Origin of the sequence: Janthinobacterium sp. GMG1 (assembly GCF_034427795.1) — a bacterium.
In the GTDB taxonomy this organism is placed as follows: Bacteria; Pseudomonadota; Gammaproteobacteria; order Burkholderiales; family Burkholderiaceae_D; genus Janthinobacterium.
The window spans coordinates 102,903-122,915 of the sequence record NZ_JAXQNT010000009.1; the positions used below are offsets into that span (position 1 = coordinate 102,903).

17 protein-coding genes are annotated in these 20,013 nt (G+C 64.0%); 9 read left to right on the forward strand and 8 right to left on the reverse strand.

Going from position 1 to position 20,013, the window contains the following annotated elements:
- Positions 1-10 precede the first annotated feature (10 nt).
- The 8 genes from SJI03_RS22040 (at position 11) to SJI03_RS22075 (ending at position 10,579) form a co-directional block, all read left to right on the forward strand.
- On the forward strand, positions 11-1,648 hold the full coding sequence (locus tag SJI03_RS22040; RefSeq protein ID WP_322428591.1) for an alpha-amylase family glycosyl hydrolase: 1,638 nt from the start codon (positions 11-13) through the stop codon (positions 1,646-1,648).
- 84 nt (positions 1,649-1,732) lie between these two features.
- Complete coding sequence (locus SJI03_RS22045) at positions 1,733-2,818, forward strand: sn-glycerol-3-phosphate ABC transporter ATP-binding protein UgpC (protein ID WP_322428592.1); 1,086 nt, start codon at positions 1,733-1,735, stop codon at positions 2,816-2,818.
- A gap of 109 nt (positions 2,819-2,927) precedes the next feature.
- Positions 2,928-4,148 (forward strand): maltose/maltodextrin ABC transporter substrate-binding protein MalE, encoded by a 1,221-nt coding sequence (gene malE / locus SJI03_RS22050; RefSeq protein ID WP_199534497.1) that lies wholly within the window; start codon positions 2,928-2,930, stop codon positions 4,146-4,148.
- Between the two features lie 93 nt (positions 4,149-4,241).
- Positions 4,242-5,753, forward strand: coding sequence for a maltose ABC transporter permease MalF (malF, locus tag SJI03_RS22055; RefSeq protein WP_322428593.1), 1,512 nt, complete (start codon positions 4,242-4,244; stop codon positions 5,751-5,753).
- 10 nt (positions 5,754-5,763) lie between these two features.
- The gene (gene malG / locus SJI03_RS22060) at positions 5,764-6,654 is read left to right on the forward strand and encodes a maltose ABC transporter permease MalG (protein WP_034783032.1); all 891 of its coding nucleotides are present in this window, start codon (positions 5,764-5,766) and stop codon (positions 6,652-6,654) included.
- Entirely contained in the window at positions 6,612-8,291 is a 1,680-nt protein-coding gene (locus SJI03_RS22065; RefSeq protein ID WP_322428594.1) for an alpha-amylase family glycosyl hydrolase, read from the forward strand. Before malG ends, SJI03_RS22065 begins: the two co-directional genes overlap by 43 nt.
- Positions 8,288-9,199, forward strand: coding sequence for a carbohydrate kinase family protein (locus tag SJI03_RS22070; protein WP_322428595.1), 912 nt, complete (start codon positions 8,288-8,290; stop codon positions 9,197-9,199). Before SJI03_RS22065 ends, SJI03_RS22070 begins: the two co-directional genes overlap by 4 nt.
- 93 nt (positions 9,200-9,292) lie before the next feature.
- Positions 9,293-10,579 carry an O-acetylhomoserine aminocarboxypropyltransferase/cysteine synthase family protein gene (locus SJI03_RS22075; protein WP_322428596.1) on the forward strand — a complete coding sequence of 429 codons (1,287 nt, stop codon included), beginning with the start codon at positions 9,293-9,295 and terminating at the stop codon, positions 10,577-10,579.
- Here SJI03_RS22075 and SJI03_RS22080 read toward each other — a convergent pair.
- Positions 10,576-11,385 (reverse strand): SDR family oxidoreductase, encoded by an 810-nt coding sequence (locus SJI03_RS22080; RefSeq protein WP_322428597.1) that lies wholly within the window; start codon positions 11,383-11,385, stop codon positions 10,576-10,578. The genes SJI03_RS22075 and SJI03_RS22080 overlap by 4 nt on opposite strands.
- Positions 11,386-11,550: 165 nt before the next feature.
- On the opposite strand from SJI03_RS22080, the gene SJI03_RS22085 reads away from it, so the two are divergent.
- A complete protein-coding gene (locus SJI03_RS22085; protein ID WP_322428598.1) occupies positions 11,551-12,114 on the forward strand; it encodes a TetR/AcrR family transcriptional regulator in 564 nt (187 codons plus the stop codon).
- Here the strand turns inward: SJI03_RS22085 and SJI03_RS22090 are convergent.
- The 7 genes from SJI03_RS22090 to SJI03_RS22120 are packed head-to-tail and all read right to left on the reverse strand — an operon-like array spanning position 12,086 to position 19,861.
- Positions 12,086-13,114 (reverse strand): AAA family ATPase, encoded by a 1,029-nt coding sequence (locus SJI03_RS22090; RefSeq protein ID WP_322428599.1) that lies wholly within the window; start codon positions 13,112-13,114, stop codon positions 12,086-12,088. The genes SJI03_RS22085 and SJI03_RS22090 overlap by 29 nt on opposite strands.
- Positions 13,111-14,472 carry a capsule biosynthesis protein CapK gene (locus SJI03_RS22095; RefSeq protein ID WP_322428600.1) on the reverse strand — a complete coding sequence of 454 codons (1,362 nt, stop codon included), beginning with the start codon at positions 14,470-14,472 and terminating at the stop codon, positions 13,111-13,113. Before SJI03_RS22095 ends, SJI03_RS22090 begins: the two co-directional genes overlap by 4 nt.
- A gap of 2 nt (positions 14,473-14,474) precedes the next feature.
- On the reverse strand, positions 14,475-15,068 hold the full coding sequence (locus SJI03_RS22100) for a hypothetical protein (protein WP_322428601.1): 594 nt from the start codon (positions 15,066-15,068) through the stop codon (positions 14,475-14,477).
- Between the two features lies 1 nt (position 15,069).
- Positions 15,070-16,833, reverse strand: coding sequence for a VWA domain-containing protein (locus tag SJI03_RS22105; RefSeq protein WP_322428602.1), 1,764 nt, complete (start codon positions 16,831-16,833; stop codon positions 15,070-15,072).
- A complete protein-coding gene (locus tag SJI03_RS22110; RefSeq protein ID WP_322428603.1) occupies positions 16,830-17,807 on the reverse strand; it encodes a hypothetical protein in 978 nt (325 codons plus the stop codon). Before SJI03_RS22110 ends, SJI03_RS22105 begins: the two co-directional genes overlap by 4 nt.
- Before the next feature lie 9 nt (positions 17,808-17,816).
- Positions 17,817-18,284, reverse strand: coding sequence for a hypothetical protein (locus SJI03_RS22115; RefSeq protein WP_322428604.1), 468 nt, complete (start codon positions 18,282-18,284; stop codon positions 17,817-17,819).
- A complete protein-coding gene (locus tag SJI03_RS22120) occupies positions 18,281-19,861 on the reverse strand; it encodes an AAA family ATPase (protein ID WP_322428605.1) in 1,581 nt (526 codons plus the stop codon). Before SJI03_RS22120 ends, SJI03_RS22115 begins: the two co-directional genes overlap by 4 nt.
- Positions 19,862-20,013 lie beyond the last annotated feature (152 nt).

The window sequence follows — 20,013 nt, forward strand, 5'->3', positions numbered from 1 at the left end:
GAAATCATTCATGCCGACCATCCAGAACAATCTCGCCCACCTGCCCGCCGACTGGTGGCGCAGCGCCGTCATCTACCAGGTTTATCCACGCAGCTTCCTCGACAGCAATGGCGACGGCATCGGCGACTTGCCCGGCATTACCTCCAAGCTCGATTACATCGCCGCCTTGGGCGCCGACATCGTCTGGATCTCGCCCTTCTTCACGTCGCCGATGAAAGACTTCGGCTACGACGTGGCTGACTTCTGCGACGTCGACCCCATGTTTGGCACCCTGGCCGATTTCGACCGTCTGGTGGCGCGCGCCCATGAACTGGGCTTGAAAGTGATGATCGACCAGGTGCTGTCGCACTCGTCCGACAACCACCCGTGGTTCGTGGAAAGCCGCTCCAGCCGCGACAATGCCAAGGCCGACTGGTATGTATGGGCCGACCAGAAACCGGACGGCACGGCGCCGAATAACTGGCTGTCCGTGTTTGGCGGTTCCGCCTGGCAATGGGAACCGCGCCGCGGCCAATACTTCCTGCACGATTTCCTCGCCAGCCAGCCTGACCTGAATTTCCACAACCCTGCCGTGCAGCAAGCGCAGCTGGACAACCTGCGCTTCTGGCTGGAACGCGGCGTCGACGGTTTCCGCTTCGATTCCTGCAACTTCCCGTATCACGACCAATTGCTGCGCGACAATCCGCCAGCCGCGCAGCGCGATGCGAGCAGTGTGTCGGCCATCAACCCGTATGGCATGCAGGCGCACGTGTACGACAAGACGCAGCCGGAAAACATCGCCTACCTGCAGCGCGTGCGCGCCGTACTTGACGAGTATCAAGCCATTTCCATCGGCGAAGTGGGCGACGACAATGCGCTGGCCACCATGGCTGCCTACACGGGCGCCGACAAACTGCACATGGCCTACAGCTTCAACTTGCTGACGGCGGAGTTTTCCGCCGCGCACATCCGCACCCAGGTGGAAGAGTTCGAGGCGCAAGTGGCCGACGGCTGGGCTTCCTGGTCCGTGGGCAACCACGACAGCGTGCGCGTCATGACGCGCTGGGGCGGCGAGAATCCATCGCCCTCGCTGGCCAAGGTGGTGCTGGCCGTGCAGGCCGCGCTGAAAGGCACGCCGTGCCTGTACCAGGGCGACGAGCTGGCCCTGACGGAAGCGGACATTCCTTTCGAGGCGCTGCAAGACCCGTACGGCATCCCGTTCTGGCCACAGTTCAAGGGCCGCGACGGCTGCCGCACGCCGATGCCGTGGGTGGCCGATGCGCCGCATGGCGGTTTCAGCAATGCCAAACCTTGGCTGCCCGTGCCGCCCGAGCATCTGGCGCGCGCCGTTGATGTCGAAGAAAACGATTCCGCTTCACCATTGCAGTTTGCGCAGAACATCCTCGCCTGGCGCCGCACCCTGCCGCAATTGCTGCGCGGCGACATCGTCTTCTTCGATGCGCCGGAACCCGTGCTGGCCCTGCGCCGCGACTTGCCAGGCCAACCGTCCATCCTGGCGGCCTTCAACCTGGGCACGCAAGCCGTCACCTTCGCCTGGCCAGACGCGGCGCCGGCGGCCGACCTGGCCGGTCACGGCTTGCCAGGCAGTAAAGATGGCCAGCAGATCACCCTGCCCCCGCATGGCGGCTGGTTCGGTACCCTGGCGTAAATCGCAGGCTTTGGCGGCCATGCCGCCAATTACAATAACGAGCCCCGCGCATCAGCGGGGCCAAATTGAGATGATGAGGACGACATGGCTGGACTGAAATTAGCAGGGCTGAAAAAGGCATATGGCGACGTGCAAACCCTGCACGGCATCGACCTGGAGATCGCCGACGGCGAATTCATGGTCTTCGTGGGCCCGTCGGGTTGCGGCAAATCCACCTTGCTACGCAGCATCTGCGGCCTGGAAGAAATCAGCGGCGGCGACTTATATATCGGCAAAACACGCATGAACGATGTGCCGCCCGCCAAACGGGGCATCGCCATGGTATTCCAGAGCTACGCCCTGTACCCGCACATGAGCGTGGCACAAAACATGGCGTTTGGCCTGAAACTGGCTGGCATGAACAAGGTGCAGATCGCCGACGCCGTGCAGCGCGCCGCGCAAATCCTGCGCATCGAACCGTTGCTGGAACGCAAACCAAAAGACTTGTCGGGCGGCCAGCGCCAGCGCGTGGCCATCGGCCGCGCCATCGTGCGCAAACCCGACGTTTTCCTGTTCGACGAACCGCTGTCGAATCTCGACGCCTCGCTGCGCGTGCAGATGCGCATCGAACTGGCGAACTTGCACCGCGAATTGCGCTCGACCATGATTTACGTCACGCATGACCAGGTCGAAGCGATGACCCTGGCCGACCGCATCGTCGTGCTCAACGCGGGCCGCATCGAGCAAGTGGGCGCACCGCTGGAGCTGTACCACCATCCGGCCAACCTGTTCGTGGCAGGCTTCCTCGGCTCGCCCCGCATGAACTTCCTCAAAGGCAAGATCCACAGCTATGCGGACGGCGTGGCCACCATCGCCACCAATGCGGGCGGCATGCTGCAAGCCGTCCTGACACAGCCGCTTGCCAGCGGCACCCCCGTCACCGTCGGCGCGCGTCCCGAACACGTGCAGGCGTGCGCGCCCGGCGCCACTGCCGCCATCACGGCCACCGTGCAGGCGGTGGAAAAACTGGGTGACATCAGCTATCTGTATGTGCAGGTAGCGGGCGGCGACGAGCCGCTGGTGGTGCGCGCCGATGCGGAAACGGACTGGGCCATTGGCCAGTCCGTGGCGCTGCAGGTGGCGCCGGCCCGCGTCCACGTGTTCGACGAGCATGGCCAGACCCGTACCTGATTCCAGATTTAAGGGGCCAGGCGCTACAGGCGCCGCCTGGCCTGGTTGCATCGTTTCAGCCTTGATACTCAACATAAACTTAGCATAAAAAAAGATACTGGAGATTGACATGTCCTTCACGCACCCGAAACGCAGCTTCATCAAAACCACCCTGATCGCCGCCGCCCTGGCCGGCATCGGCAACCTGGCCGCCGTCAGCATGGCGAACGCGGCCGAAGCAGGCACCCTGCTGATCTGGATCAATGGCGACAAAGGCTACAAGGGCCTGGCCAAGGTCGGAGAAGAATTCACCAAGAAGACGGGCATCAAGGTCGTCGTCGAGCATCCGGAAGATGCACCAAACAAATTCCAGCAAGCAGCGGCCGCCGGCAAGGGCCCGGACATCTGGATCTGGCCGCATGACCGCATCGGCACCTGGATCGACGCCGGCTTGCTGCAACCATTGACGCCTAGCAAGGAAGCGCGCGCCGCCATCCTGCCGCTGGCCTGGAACGCCTTTACTGTTGGCGGCAAGACCTGGGGCTACCCGATCTCCATCGAAGCCGTCGCCCTCGTCTACAACAAGGACCTGGTGCCGACCCCGCCAAAAACCTTCGAGGAAATCGCCGCGCTGGACAAAAAGTTGTCCGCGCAAGGCAAGAAAGCCATCCTGTGGGATTACACGAATACCTATTTCACGTGGCCTTTGCTGGGCGCGGGCGGCGGCTTCCCGTTTGAAGTCAAGTCCGACGGCCGCTACGATGCAGCGAAGACGGGCGTGAACAATGCCGGTTCGCAAGCGGGCGTGAATGCGCTGATGACCCTGATCAACAGCGGCGCCATGCCGAAGGGTGCCGGCTATGCCGAGATGGAAGCCGGCTTCAACCAGGGCAAGATCGCCATGATGATCAACGGCCCATGGTCGTGGGACAATGCGCGCAAGTCGAAGATCAACTTCGGCGTGGCAACGATCCCTACCGTGGCAGGCAAGACGGCCACGCCATTCGTGGGCGTGCTGGGCGCGATGATTTCCAAGGCCAGCCCGAACAAGGACCTGGCGACGGAATTCCTGGAAAACCAGATGCTGCAGCTCAATGGCTTGAAAACCATCAACGCCGACGTCCCGCTGGGCACGCCAGCTAACAAGGTGCTGTTCGCGGAATTGAAAGCCAATCCGAACATCCAGGCAACGATGGAAAGCGCGCAAGCGGGCCGTCCAATGCCAAACAACCCGGAAATGGGCCGCTTCTGGTCGTCGATGCAATCGGCGCTGGAAAACATCACGCAAGGCCGCCAGACGACCAAGGATGGCCTGGACGCGGCGGCGAAGCGGATCACGACGGCGAATTAAGTCACTCAAGGGGCTTGCCCCTGCGGGATCGGCATGCGCGCCACTGGCACGCATGCCCCCCAGGTCTCTCACCATCTTCACAGGTATCCCATCGTGCGCAAGTTTATCGGCCCTACGGTATTGACCATCAGCATGGCGCTGGGTCTGTATCTGCTCTTCATGTTGTACATTTCCGGCCAGACCATGCTGGCCGCCGTTTTCCTCGGCTTGCTGACCCTGACGACGTTTGTCTTCACGTCGCCGCGCGCCTATGCCTACCGTTATCTGTTTCCCGGTATCACAGCGGTGATCGTCTTCGTGCTGCTGCCCATGGTGTACACGGTGTCGATCGGCTTTACCAATTTCAGTTCGCGCAACCTGCTCACCTATGAACGGGCCACGCAATACCTGCTGGATGAGACGCAGCGCGTGGAAAGCGCCGGCTATGCCATGACCGTGCATGCCGACAACAAGGAATACCGCTTGCGCCTGGAAAGCCCGGATACGGGCGAAGTGCTCTTGACGCAGCCGCTGGCCCTCAAGCGCGCCGTGCCCCTGAACGTGGAAGTGGCGCCGCTCGATCCCGTGCAAGCGCCCGTGCTGGCCCCGCCGCTGCCCATCAAGGACATCATCGCCCTGCAAAAGGATTTGAAACTGCTCACCCTGATCCTGCCGAACAGGATCGAGTTGCGCATGGTGGGCTTGCGCGAATTCGGCCCCGTCGCGCATGTCTACAAGCAACTGCCCGACAAGACCCTGAAGAAAATCGCCACGGGCGAACTCGTGACACCGAACTTCAAGACGGGCTTTTATGAAATGCCGGACGGCACCAAGCTGGAACCGGGCTTCAAGGTCAATGTCGGCTTCGCCAACTTCGTCAAGATTTTCTCCGACGAAGCGTTCCGCGGCCCCTTCCTGCGCATTTTCGTCTGGACCATCGTTTTCGCCCTGATCAGCGTGGCCACCACGACGGGTCTGGGCATGGTGCTGGCCGTGCTCTTGAACTGGGATGCGCTGCGCTTCCGCGGCCTGTACCGCACCCTGCTGTTCCTGCCATACGCCGTGCCGGGCTTCATTTCCATCCTGGTCTTCAAGGGTTTATTTAATAACAACTTTGGCGAAATCAACCTCGTGCTCGACGCCTTGTTCGGCATCAAGCCCGCCTGGTTCTCGGACACCACCCTGGCCAAGGCCATGATCCTGATCGTGAATACCTGGCTCGGCTACCCCTACATGATGGTGGTGTGCATGGGCTTGATCAAGGCGATCCCGTCGGACCTGTACGAAGCCTCGGCCCTGGCCGGTGCGGGACCGCTGACGAATTTCTTCAAGATCACCCTGCCGTTGATCATCAAGCCGCTGACGCCGCTGATGGTGGCCAGCCTGGGTTTCAACTTCAACAATTTCGTACTAATCAGCTTGCTGACGGGCGGGCGTCCCGATTTTCTCGACACAACATTACCGGCAGGTACGACGGACTTGCTCGTGTCCTACACCTACCGCATCGCGTTCGAGGATTCCGGCCAGAACTTTGGCCTGGCCGCCGCCATCTCGACCCTGATCTTCTTCCTCGTGGCCGCGATTTCGCTGGTCAACATGCGCCTGACGCGCATGAACAAAGCATAAAGGACAGCATATGGCTATCGTTGTCGACCGTTCCAACCGCTGGCGCATCCTGGCGGCCCACGTCGCCGTGATCGCGCTGATCGCGCTGGTGATGTTCCCCTTCCTGATGATCTTGTCGATCTCCCTGCGGCCCGGCAACTTCGCCTCGGGCAGTTTGATCCCGCCCGAGATCAGCTTCGAGCACTGGCGATTGGCGCTGGGCATGTCCTACCAGGCGCCCAACGGCGCCCTGGTCGAACCGGACTTCCCCGTGCTGCTGTGGCTATGGAATTCCATCAAGGTGGCCAGCATGAGCGCCACCGTCACCGTACTGCTGTCGACCACCTGCGCATACGCGTTCGCGCGCATGCAGTTCCGCTTCAAGTCGCAGACCCTGTCCGCGCTGATGCTGCTGCAGATGTTCCCCGCCGTGCTGGCCCTGGTGGCCATCTACGCCATCTTCGATGTGCTGGGAAGTTACGTGCCATGGCTGGGCATTGACCACCACGGCAGCCTGGTGCTGGCTTACACGGGCGGCATCGCCCTGCACATCTGGACCATCAAGGGCTACTATCAAACCATCCCCATCGAAATCGAGGAAGCGGCCAAGGTCGACGGCGCCACGCAATGGCAGGCGTTCATCTACGTGCTGCTGCCGATGACGGTGCCCATCCTGATGGTGGTGTTCCTGCTGTCGTTCATCGGCGCCATCATCGAATACCCGATCGCCTCCGTGCTGCTGCATGAACAGAACAACCTGACGCTGGCGGTCGGCTCCAAGCTGTTCCTGTACGAGCAAAAATACCTGTGGGGCGACTTCGCCGCGGCGGCCATTTTGTCCGGCCTGCCCATCACGGCCGTATTCCTGCTGGCGCAGAAATGGATGATCTCCGGCCTGACGGCTGGCGGCGTGAAGGGCTGACCATGCGCCGCGCCCTGACTACGCTGGCCGCCCTGTTACTCAGCGCTTCGGCGCAGGCAGGGAGCTTCGCAGATAACCCCATCGTCTACTTCGCCGTAACGGACCGTTTTTCCAACGGCAATCCCGGCAACGACCACAGTTATGGCCGCGCCGCCGACCCGCAAGGCGGCGATGTGGGCAGCTTTCACGGCGGCGACATCGCCGGCATCACGCAGCAGTTGAAGGCCGGCTATTTCCGCGAACTGGGCGTCAACGCCCTGTGGATCACGGCGCCGTACGAGCAGATCCACGGCTGGGTGGTGGGCGGCAAGCAGCAGTTCCAGCACTACGCCTATCACGGCTACTGGGCGCTCGACTTCACGACCATGGATGCCAACATGGGCACGCGCGAGGAACTGCGCGAAATGATCGATACGGCCCATGCGCAAGGCATCCGCGTCCTGTTCGACGTGGTGCTGAACCATCCCGGCTACGCGGACTTGCGCACCCTGTCCGAATACAAGGTGCCGGTCCTGTGGCCAGGCCATGAGCAGGCCGTGCTGCGCGACTATCACAGCTTCATCGACTACAACAACTTCGCATTCGCGCAGTGGTGGGGTCCGGACTGGGTGCGCGCCGGCTTGCCCGGCTACGCCGACGGCGGCAAGGATGATTTCACCATGCAGCTGGCCTACCTGCCCGACTTCCGCACGGAGAGCGGCAAGGCCGTGGGCTTGCCGCCAATTTTGCAGCGCAAGGCCGACACGCGCGCCGTGGCCCTGCCCGATGCGACTGTCCGCACTTACCTTGTCAACTGGCTGGCCGACTGGGTGCGCGAATTCGGCGTCGACGGCTTCAGGGCCGACACCGTCAAGCACGTGGAGCCGGCCAGCTGGCTGGCCCTGCGCGCGGCAGCCACCGATGCCCTCAAGGATTGGAAAACCCGCCATCCGCAGCAAAAGATCGATGACGCGCCGTTCTGGATGACGGGCGAAGCGTGGGGCCACGGCCCCGAGCGCAGCAGCTGGCATGACGCCGGTTTCGATTCGATGATCAATTTCGACTTTCAAAGCCGCGCTGGCGGCGACTGGAAAAGCATCGATGGCGTGTACCGCCAGTACGCGGGCTTGCTGGGCAAGGGCCCGGGCCCCCGCTACGACATCCTGTCGTATATCTCGTCGCACGACACCAGCCTGTTCCCGCGCGAGCAACTGAAGCATGGCTTGTCCGCCCTGCTGCTGGCGCCGGGCGGCGTGCAGCTGTTCTATGGCGATGAAAGCGCGCGCCAGCCTGGCGCGGCGCCCGTCGGCGACGAACAGCAGGCGACACGGTCAAGCATGAACTGGTCTGCGCTGGATGCGCCCACCCTGGCGCATGCGCGCAAGCTGGGTCAGTTCCGTCTGCGCCACCCTGCCCTGGCGCGCGGCGAGCACCGGTTCATCAACGACAAGCCGTATGCGTTCGCCCGCGTGATGGATGGCGACGCCGTCATCGCCGTGCCCGAGGCGCAAGGCACGCTCGAACTGAAAGTTCACGGTGTTTTCGCCGACGGCACCCTGCTACGCGACGCCTACACCAATCAAACCTGTATCGTCAAAGATGGTGCCGTCGCGGTGAACGCGGCCGGCACCGTCCTGTTAGAAAAGGCTGCACCATGAGTACCTATGACATCTTAGTGGTCGGCGGCGCCGGCATCGACACGATCGTGCGCGTCCCCGACCTGCAATTGCCCGTCGCCGATTCGCTGCACGTGCCGCCCATCCGCGACTACGTGGCGCACACGGGCAATGGCGTGGCGCTGGGCTGCCACGCGCTGGGCTTGCGCTGCAAGTTCATCGACTTCATCGGCGACGACGCGCAAGGCGCGGCCATCCTGCAGCGCTACAAGGAAGCCAGGCTCGATTTTTCGCACATCGTCGAACCCTCGGGCACGCGGCGCAGCGTCAACCTGGTCGACCCGCAAGGGCGCCGGCTGTCGCTGTACGACGGCCGTCACCCGGAAGACGTGCGCATGCCGGCCGCCTTCTATCTACCCTACCTGGGTCCGGCGCGCCACGCGCACTTTTCCATCATGGGCTGGGTGGCCGAACTGTTCGACGATGCGCTGGTGTGCGGCACGACGGTGTCGACCGATTTGCACGACTGGGATGGCGTCAACCCGCACCACAAGGTCTTTGCGCTGCGCGCCGACCTGGTGTTTCTCAGCACGGCGGCACTGGGCGAGCGCCGGGACGACGTCATGCGCGCCATCATCTCGCAAGGCCGTGCGCAGGCAGTCATCGCCATGGCGGGCGCGCACGGCGCCTACCTGCTGGAACGGGGCGGCGCGTCCGTGCGCCACACTCCGACGGCAGGCTTGACCCTGCCCGTGGTGGACACGAATGGCGCCGGCGATTCCTTCGTGGCGGCGTTTTTGCAGGCCTGGCTGGATGGCGCGGGCATCGACGCCGCCATGCGCCGTGGCGCCATCGGCGGCGCGTTTGCCTGCGCGCAAAACGGCACGCATGAACGCTTCATCGGGCTGGCAGAGCTGAATGACTTATATCAAGACCACACTAGCTTATGACTTAATATTCTATCAAGCGTAGCATCGAGCTAAGGTGCGCATGGCACAATGGCTGCGGATTTCACCACACAGACTATTGAAACCGGAGACCACATGAGAATCGAAACCCTGGCCGTGCACGCCGGCTACACCCCCGACCCGACCACCAAGGCCGCCGCCGTCCCCATCTACCAGACGGTGGCCTACGCCTTCGACAATGCCCAGCATGGCGCCGACCTGTTCGACCTGAAGGTGGCAGGCAATATCTACACGCGCATCATGAACCCCACGCAGGACGTGCTGGAAAAGCGCGTCGCGGCGCTGGAAGGCGGCGTGGCCGCGCTGGCCGTCGCTTCGGGCATGGCGGCCATCACCTATGCGATCCAGACGATTGCCGAAGCGGGCGACAATTTCATCTCCGCCAGCCAGCTGTATGGCGGCACCTACAACCTGTTTGCCCACACCCTGCCCCAGATCGGCATCGAAGTGCGCTTCGCCGACGCGCGCCAGCCGGAAACCTTCGCCGCCCTGATCGATGCGCGCACCAAGGCCATCTTCTGCGAATCGATCGGCAACCCGCTGGGCAATGTCACCGATGTAGCCAAACTGGCCGAGATCGCGCATGCGCACGGCATCCCGCTGATCGTCGATAACACGGTGCCCAGCCCCTATCTGTTCCGCCCCATCGAGCACGGCGCCGACATCGTCGTCCATTCGCTGACCAAATACCTGGGCGGCCACGGCACCACCGTGGGCGGTGCCATCGTCGACAGCGGCAAGTTTCCATGGGCCGAACACAAGGAACGCTTCAAGCGCCTGAACGAGCCGGACGTGTCGTATCACGGCGTCGTCTACACGGAAGCGTTCGGCCCCGCCGCCTTCATCGGCCGCGCGCGCGTCGTCCCGCTGCGTAACATGGGCGCGGCGATTTCGCCCCTCTCCGCCTTCCAGCTGATCCAGGGCATCGAGACCTTGGCCCTGCGCATGGACCGCATCTGCGACAACACGCTGGCCCTGGCCAGGCACCTGAAACAGCATCCGAAAGTTGCGTGGGTCAATTACGCAGGCCTGGAAGACCACCCGGACCACGCGCTGGTGAAAAAATACATGCACGGCCGCGCATCGGGCATCTTGTCCTTCGGCTTGAAGCTGGCAGATGGCGAAGACCCGCGCGCGGCCGGCGCCCGCGTGCTCGACGCGCTGCAGCTGTTTACGCGCCTCGTCAACATCGGCGACGCCAAGTCGCTGGCTACGCATCCAGCGTCCACCACGCACCGCCAGCTCAATCCCGAGGAACTGGCCAAGGCGGGCGTGTCAGAAGACATGCTGCGCCTGTCCGTCGGCATCGAGCATATCGACGACTTGCGCGAAGACCTGGAACAGGCGCTGAACGCCGCTTAAACGCTGGCTTTGACCCCATAGCGCGATGCCGGCTTGCCGCGCATCGCGCCCGCGAACAGGGCCAGGCGGGCCGCATCAAACTGCTCCCACAAGGCCTGCTCTTCCACGGAAGGCAGGGTCACCAGCTCGCCCTGGTCCAGGCCCGCCAGCGCCGCATCGACGCAGTCTTCCGCGCGCATGATGGTGGCCTGGTCCAGCTGCGCCAGCGGCACGCCGCTCAACTCCCAGATTTCCGTCGCCGTCGACGCGGGCAGCACCAGCTGCACCGTGATGCCCGTGCCAGCCAGTTCCTGCTGCAAGCCCCGCGTGAAATTCATCACATAGCCCTTGGTGGCACTGTAGACCGTGCTGACAGGCAGGATGTGGAAGGACAGCACGGAACCGATGTTGATGATGGTGCCGCTATTGCGTTGCTTGAATTGCGGCAGCACGGCGTAGGTCAGCTCGGCCAGCGCCGTCACGTTGACCTGGTCCATCGCGGAGATGCCCTCGGGGGCCGAGTCCAGCACGGGCGCCAGGGTCGAGACGCCTGCATTATTGACCAGCATGGTGATGGCGGCATTCGACGACAGCTCGTTGGCCACGCGCCGCAAGTCGTCCACGTCGGCTAGGTCGGCCGCCATGGCGCGCACGGCCACGCCATATTTTTCTGCCAGCGAGGCGGCCAGGGTGCCCAGGCGCTCGACCCGGCGCGCCACCAGGATCAAATCGAAGCCGCGCGCGGCCAGGCGGTCCGCATACACGGCGCCCAGGCCCGACGATGCACCGGTGATGAGGGCCGTGCCTTGGGTAGTAACTGCATTCATGATCATTCCTTCTTCAATATAGGGGTGGGTTGGCGCCATCAAACATGACAGCCATCATGCTTCAACACATTAAATATGACGATCGTCATGTTTAATGTGTTGAAGCATGACGAACATCATGTATGATGTCAACCATTATTTTTACATCGCGATCAGGAGCCTGCCATGCGTTATCCCGCCGAAGAAACCGCCGAAAAGCACCAGCGCATCCTGACGCAAGCGGCGCGGCTGTTCCGTGAAAAGGGCTATGACGGCGTCAGCGTGGGACAGATCATGCAGGCGACGGGGCTGACCCACGGCCCCTTCTACAACCACTTCGCTTCGAAGGAAGCGCTGATGGCCGAAAGCACCCTGCATGGCTCGGAACATTCGCGCGTGGCGCTCGATGCTGCAACGGCAAGCCCGGAAGCGATGCGCCAGTACGTGCGCGATTACGTGAGCACGGCCCACCGCGATGCGCCGGGCGATGGCTGTCTGCTGGCTGCACTGGCCGGCGACGCGCGCAAGCAGCCGGCCGTGCGCCCTGCCTTTACCGTCCACCTGAAAGCCATCATCGGCAAGCTGGCCACGCATTTCCCGTGGCGGAAAAAGCGCGACCCGCGGCAGGACGCCATCGTCATGCTGTCAGCCATGGTGGGCGCCGTGGCGCTGGCGCGCGCCGTCGACGACGCCGCGTTTTCCGATGATATCCTGGCAGCGGTCAGCGCAATACTTGCGCCACCTGCCTGACCCTGTCGGCCACCGTGCCTGACACATCGATATAGGCAATCCCCCGCCGCGCCAGCTCGTCCCGGTACCACGCATGCTGGCGCGCGCGGAAATCCTCGTCGCGGCGCGTGCCATCCTGGATGAAGGGGAAGTCAGGGGCGCACAGCAGCACCAGGTCATAGCGGTGTTCGGCCAGCTGCGCCAGTTCCTGCTCGGCCTTGCCGAACATCTCGACGCAGTAGAAATACGTCGTCATGAGCGAGGTATCGCAAAACAGCCAGCGCCGCGCAGCCAATAGCGCCTGCGCTTCGCGGCGCAGCTGTTCCCGGCCGATCTTGAGCAGATCGTCATAGTTCAATATGCCATCCTGGCTTTCCCATAGCTCGCGGCCATATTCAGCCACCCAGGCCGTCCCGAAATGTACCGCCAGCGCTTGCGCCAAGGTTGTCTTGCCGCTCGATTCGCCACCGAGCACGCACACGCGCGTGACAAAATCGGCGCGCACGATGGGCGACAGAAAGGCGCCGTGCGCATGCGGGTCTTGCCGCGCCAGTGTGCCCGATACGGGCACCGCGGTTCTCGCCTCGTCCACGCTCACGTGCGCCACCGTGCCCCGCGCATAATGCTGCTGCAGCACTTGCGCAAAGCCTGGACCATAGTCTTCGCTGGTGAAGACGGCGTCGACGGGCAATTCCAGCACCGTCCAGCATAGCCAGCCCATGAAGTGGCGATGCAGCTCGCCATCGTCATCGTTGTGCGGCAACGCGCGCGCTGGCACGCCGCGTGCGGCGCACAGGGCGGCCAGGCGCGCATCGTCCAGCACGACGATGTACGCCTGCGGAAATTGCGCGCGCAGCCAGCGTTCCCTGCGCGCCGGCTCGTAGCCCGAAAATTCAGGCTTGGTGTAGCTGACCACCAGCAGTTCTTCGCTGGCGTCTTGCGCACGGTTGATCAACAGTTCGTGGCCCTGGTGCAGCGGGCAAAATTTGCCGACCACGAGGCCGCGCTTGTAAAGGTTCATGCCACTGCTTCCTGCAAATCCGAGGTGTATTGAATGATCTTGTCTTCCGCCAGCAAAGTCTCGACCGTGATGGTGCCGAAAAAAGGCGCGAGCAAGGTGCGCGCCTGGTCGGCCTGCGGCATGGCGCCCGGCGCCAGGCGCAGCGCGATGGCGCCATCGCCATGCTGGTGCACGCCAAACAGGGCGATGGCCAGCGGTTTCAGGGCGTGCGTGATGTCGATATTGTTGATCCACTCGCCCTTGACCGTCCTGTAGCGCAGGGGACTGCGCCCGGCCAGCCCCACCAGCACGGGACCGTGCGGGCCATGCGCCAACGAAGCATAATCGCCCGTGCGGTAGCGCACCAGGGGCAGGCAGAAATTGAAGCCGCCTGTCACCGTGATTTCGCCGCGCGTGCCATCGGGCACGGGCTGGCCCGCACTATCGAGGATTTCCACGTACAGCCGGTGCTGCAGCAGCACGTGGCCACCCGCCCGTTCATCGTAGACGGCGACCGGTCCCACTTCATTGAGCGAATAGATGTCGAGCACGGGACAGCCGAAGCGCGCTTCCAGGCGCGCGCGCATGCCGGGCAACAGCATCATCGACACGGACATCAATGCAGCCGGCTTGTGCGCCATGGACAGAGTCAGCAGCTCGGCAAACGAGATGGGGTCGCCCGCGATCAGCTCCGGCGCCATGGCGTCCAGGTAGCGCGCGCGGTCCTCCGGGTCGCGCCAGTCATCCGGGTGCAGGTTGATCTTCGCCAAGCCAGATTCGTTCATCGTCGGCGTGACGGAGACATAGGTGAAGCAGCGGCGCTGGTGCCCCAGCAGCATCACGCCCACCTGCCCCGCGCCATGGCGCAGAATCACGCCGAAGCGGTGCAGCGCGCGCTTGTGGAAGGCCAGGTAGCGGCCCGCCACCAGCGGGTGGGAAGCGATCAGCAGCGGATGGCCCGTAGTGCCCGTCGTCTGGAAATTGATCATGCGCGAAAGATCCGCATCATCGGGCACGAAGGCGGCGATGTCGTGCGCCAGCTCGGCGCGGCTGATGGGCGCCACGTCCGCAAGGCGGGAAGGCGGCGAACCGCAGGCGCGGTAATGCGGCACCGTGACATAGACTGTCCTGAGAAAATCCGCCAGCCAGGGCGGCGGCGCGGCATCGTTCCAAGCGACGACAGCCTGCATGACTTCCTGCTCGTAGGCGCGCAAGGCTTCCACCTCCGCAGCGAGAAGCTTGTTGCCGCTGCGGTTGCGGTAGACGGGCGCCGCGGGATGGCTGCGCAGTTTTTCCAGCATGCGCGCACCCGCTGGCGTCAGGGTGGGACAGTAGTCGTGGTCCGATTTCCAGGCGCCGCCCGGCAGATTGACATCCACGCTCATTCGCGCGACCACTTGTCGGCCGATTCCTCGGCCGCCTTTTTCGCCAGCGCTTCGCGGATTTCCCGCGCGCGCTGCTCGGCCAGCCGGCTCGCCTCGAGCAGGCGACGGCGCTCCGTACCGCTAATGGCGGACAATCGATCCGTGGCCTGCGCCACGCTTTCGTCGCAAGGTCGAAAGCCCAGGCGCGCCAGCACGATGCGCGCCAGTTCCTCGCGCCGCTCGGGGTCTTGCGTGAACTGGTGGGCCGGCGTGGCAGCGGCCAGTTCACGCGCCGCCTCGCCCAGCAACTGCAACAAATCGTGCTGCGGCAACTGCTGGCCGGTGAACCAGTCGTCGGCCAGCAGCCAGCACAGGATCATGGCCAGCGCCAGCCGGTTGCGGTCCGCCTTCACTTGCGCGCCGATAAAACCCTGCAGTGACGCGGCCGGCGCGCGGGCGCCATGCAGCAGCAAAATGTCGTTGACCAGCGCGGCCACGGCCACGGCCTGCGCATTGGCGACGCCAGCGATGCGCGGCTCGGCCAGGAATTCGACGGGCGTGTCGGCCAGGCGGTGGGTCAGGGTTTCGAGGTGGGGACCGTGAGTATGCATATCATTGTTGTATATAGTGGCGCCGGCTGAACGCCCGCGCAAAGTCCAGCAAGTCCTCGTAGCGCTCGACGGCGTGGATATCCCAGCCCTGTTCGCGGCGCGCGCGCTTCAAATCGTCGTAGGTTTTCTGCAGCCACGTGTGGCTGGCAGCGCCCTCCCAGTCGCGCTCCAGGTTCAGCGCCATGGTGCCGCCCGCGCCGCCCTGCGCCAGCGCCTTGGCGGAAATATCCCAGCCGCTGTTACCCAATTCATCCTTGTCGAACATGGTGGTGATGCCATCGTCGGAAATCATCAAAATGTGCGCGGGCCGCTCGCGCTTTGCCGCATAGGTCTGGCGCAGGCGGTGGATGGGGAAGCAGGTGCCGCCGCCGAAAAATTCTGTCAGCACGCCCAGGATCAGGTCTTCATCGCGCACGAAACCGGGCGTTTGCATCACTTCGTTCTTGCCGCTCCACAGGGTCACCTGCACTTTCGCGCCGGCGCGCAGAGCCGACAAGGCGATGACGGCGCCAGCCAGTGTCAAAAACGAGGTGTGCGCCTGCGGGTTCGGCATGGAGCCGGAACTGTCCACGTACATGTCCAGGTCGACGGGCACGGCATCGATGGCGCGCGCCGGTTCGCGGCCGTACACGCGGCGCACGGTGGTCACACCGGGCACGGGGCGCGGCGACTGCATCACGGATTGCAGCCAGTCGATGTCTTCCAGAGGGTCGCCGATTTCCCATGGTTCCAGCCCTTCCATCTGCGGCTCCTGCGATTCGGGCGCGGGGCGGCTGGGAAACGCCACCAGGTGCGGCAAGGCCCGCTCGCGGTAGTAGCGGATGGCGATTTCATGGTCGCTCAGGTTTACGCCAGACGCCTTTAAGATATCGCCCAGTTCGAACGGTTCGCGCAACTGGCCGCCGCCCGGCCTGGCGGGCGCCTCGGTCACAGGTTCCTCGCCATCAAGGCCAGAGATGCGCTTGTCGTGCACGGGGTGGATGGCGCCGTCCGCCTCGTCATCCTCGATCTGCTGTGCGCCATACGTCTGGCAGCCACGGGCCGCATCGCGCGTGTCGAGCAGATAGCGGCTCGGGCTCAACGCATCCGTGTCTTCCACCAGGTAAGGCAGCAGCAAGGTGGCAAAGCGGCCCGCCGCCAGCATCCAGTCGTTCGCGTAGACGCGGATCAGGCGCGCGCCCAGCCAGGCGTCCGTGTCGAGGCGTTCGTCGGCCTGGCCGCCTCCCAATTCGCCCTTTTCCAGCTGCCACAGGTTTTCATAGATGCGCATGTACAGGGTCCACACGCCGCCGCTGGACTTGGCCTCCACAGAGCGCCCCTGCTCGAGCTTGCGATAGATATCGGCCATGCGCAGATTCGCCTGGCGCTGCAGGCGGTCGTTGATGAACAGGTCCGTGTACAGGTTGGCCACCATGGGCGCGTGCTGCTCCAGCGTGGGCAAGGCGCGGCGCATGCGCGCCAGCAGGCGAAACTGGTCGCTGGCGCTGCCCGGCGCGAGGATGTGGTGGCCAATTTCATGGGCAAGCACTTCCAGCGCATAGTCTTGCAAGCCCAGCTCCGTCACCAGCGGCAAGTCCACCACCACGCTCTGGTCCAGCAAACGGATCATGGCAAAGCTGCCGGACAAGCCCTGCTTGCTGGCCTCAACGCGGCTGGCGCACAGGCTGGGGTCGCGCAAGCGCGTGAACTTGCTCCACACGGCCAGGGCCTCGGGCCAGGCGGCGCGCCAGTTGTCGATCAGCGCGGTGTCGGCGGACGTCTTCATGCGAGCGGCAGCAGGCGGATCGCGTGCGTCCACGGCGACGTGATGGCCAAGGTGTGCGCATTCGCGGCAAGCGCGATGTCGCCGGCCGGCAGGTCGAGCGCGATGCTGCGCGCGCCGATATGCACGGTGGCCCCATCGAGCCGCACGGACGCTGGCGGGGCACTTGGCGCTTGCTCGAACTCCTGCGCCGTGGCGCTGTGCAGCACGGCGCCATAGGCGTCGGCCACCAGCAAGTAGTGGCGCTCGGCGCTGCGCACAGCAAAGCCGCAACCGTCCACCGTGGCGCGCACTTGCGGCGGCGTGCCGAAAGCGCCACCGAGGCCGCTGAAGCTGCCGAATTCCCTGCCCTCGGCATTGCCGCGCCATGGATTCGCCATGAGCTGCGCATGCACCTGCGGCCACTGCGCGCCCGGTTCGCCAAAGGCGGCCAGCGCCAGCGCGGGCGGCAAGGTGTCGGCGGCGGCCAGCGCCCCCAGGCGGAAATGCGCGACGCCGGCGCGCCACGCCAGCACCTGGCCCACGGCGCGCAGCTGCGCCAGCGTGGCGATCTGCGGCGCCAGGGCGGCCAGCTCGCGCTGCCATTGCGCGGGACGCGCCCCCGCCACGGAGGCGATGTGGACGGCGGCGTTGCTGAGCATGCCCAGCACGTCGATGGGCGCCGTCGCCAGCAGCGTAGAAAGCTGCGGCGCCAGCTCGCGCCAGACGGTATTCAGGAACGGGTTTTTCGCCGCCGGACCGGCCAGGCCATGGCCCACCAGTTCCAGGGCCATGTCATAGGCGGCCAGGGTCACCCCGCCCACGCGCTCGGGCGCGGCGGCTACCACGGCCTGCACCAGCGGATCGACGCCGTCGTGCAAGAAGACGCCAAAGGCGGTCATATCGAGCGAGGGAAAGCGCCGGCGCGCTTCCACAGCGCGCGCATTGAACTGGGCACGGCCGCTGGCAAGTATCGATGCGAAGGCAGGAGAAATCATCGCAGCCTTTCAGTCGCTGTGCGAAAAGTGCAGCAGATAGCGTTCATCCCCCAGTTCGAACGCGATCTCGTCCCAGTGGATCGCGTACCACATTGGTGGCATCATCGTCACGGCGTGCAGGGAAAAATCACCGGGCACCTCGTCGAGCGATGCCAGGAAGGCGGCCACCAGATGCGCGCGGAAACGCCCGGCAGGCGCCGCCTGCATGTGATCCGACGAGAAAAACCAGCGCTGGCATACCTGCTCCAGGTGCGCGCGCCCGCACGGCACCGCCGCGATGTGCCACAGGGCTGCCGGCAAGTCGCGTGCGGGTACGATGACGTTCAAGGCGTAATCCTCCACGCGCAAGCCCAGCGCCGTTGTCAAATCGGGCGCAGCGGGCAGGCGCTGCAACTCGTAGCTCGCGCACAGGTCGCTCGCTTCACTATTGAGCAGAGCCAGCGCTTCCAGGAAGCCTTGACAGCGAAGGACGCTCATTGCGAACGCAGCCAGCTGCGGTAATTCGTATAGCGCTGGTGCAGATACTTGAGTTTCAACAGGTCGTCGTACAGGGGACCATACAGCTTTCTCCCCTTGGTGCGTTCGCCGATCAGCTTTTCAATGCGGTTCAGGCGCGCCAGTGTCTCGCGCTCGCTGACGCCATCGAGGCCCAGGTCGAATTCGGCGGACAGCACGCCCACTGGATCATCGCGATCCAGATCCAGGCGGTTGAATTCATCGTTCGACAAATCGAACAGGCGGCGCAGCCAGCCCAGCCTGTCGCTGCGGTAGGCGGCGTTTTCCGGCAGCGCGAAAAATGGCGCGTCCGGGTCCGGCTGCAGCTTGTTATGCAGGACAAACGGCAGCACCTGGCGCAAGTCTTCCAGCTCCACTTCGCCATTGCCGCGGAAATACGCCATGGCCTTGGCGTAGATCATCAGTGCCATCAGGGTGCGCACGGAAATGCCATTGAGAGTCTGGCAGCCCAGGTCCTTCAGGCGGTCGCGCCCATTGTCGGCCGCCTGCGCGGCGCCACGGTCGGCGCCGGCCAGGCGGGCCGTATCCTTGGTCATGTATTCGAACTGGCCGCCGGCCGTCTCGAACAGCTCGAACTGGCTGGCAAAGAATTCCAGACGGCGGCGCACGGCGTCCGGTATGACCACCTGGCGGATGGATGCGCCGATCTGATCGACCTCGCTTTCCGTGAAGATGATATCGGGCGGCACCAACTCTTCGGGCCGCACGTTTTCTTCCACGCGCAGCAGCAGTTCATTCAAAAAGCGCGGGTTGAAAGCCAGCGCCTGCACCGTCACATCGACCCGGTCGCGCAGCGCCTCGATCACCTGGTAGGTGCCGCCGCCCTGGTCATCGTTGGCCGTCAGATACCAGGCCGCTTCCGGGCATTCGTAAATGTGGTTCAGCACTTCCGCGTAATTGTCGCCCATGACGGTGAGCAGCGCGCTTTGCGTGCGCGTGGGGATGCGGTTGTATTCATCGACGATTTTCACGCGCATGCCCAGCCAGGCGCGCCAGGCGATGCGGATATCGTCCATGCTTTGCGCGTTGACCAAATCGGCCGGCAGCGGATTGCCGAGCAAGTCGGCCACCGTCATCTGCGGATGGCCGTGCTGCATGGCGCGCTTGACTTCCTTGACGGTGGAACCGGCCAGAACGCCCATCAGCAAGGCGCTGGCCGTCTTGCCCCTTCCCGGCCCGCCGACGAACAGGCATTTGCGGCGCGTGGCGAAGGTCAGCAGGGGTAGCAAAATAAAACTGGAATAGCTTTGCGCCGATGGCAAATTCAGGGTGCGCCGGCTGTCGCCCACGGAATATGTCTGCGATGGGCCGTCGTTGTACTCGATGTCGTAATGGGGACTGATGATGGCGTGGTTGACGATCCAAAAATAGGCCTGGCGCAGCTTTTCATCGAAAGGCCGCGCTTGCGTCTCGCCTTCCGCTCCCAGCGCGATGGGCCCCTGGTACAAATCCGCCACGTCGAACTGCCGCGCGGCAGGCGCCGCCTTGGGCTTGGTAGGGGCTTGGGACAGGCGCTGGAACAAATTAAAAGCAGACATGATTGGCTAACGCCTGTCAAAACCTACTGCGCGTCGGTATTCACGGCCTGCGATGCTCACTGTACATTCGTACAGTTGCGCTTCTCGGCCGCAACTCCCTTCCGCTCGCTACGATTTTGTCAGGCGTTGTTATTTAATGTGGAAACGAAATT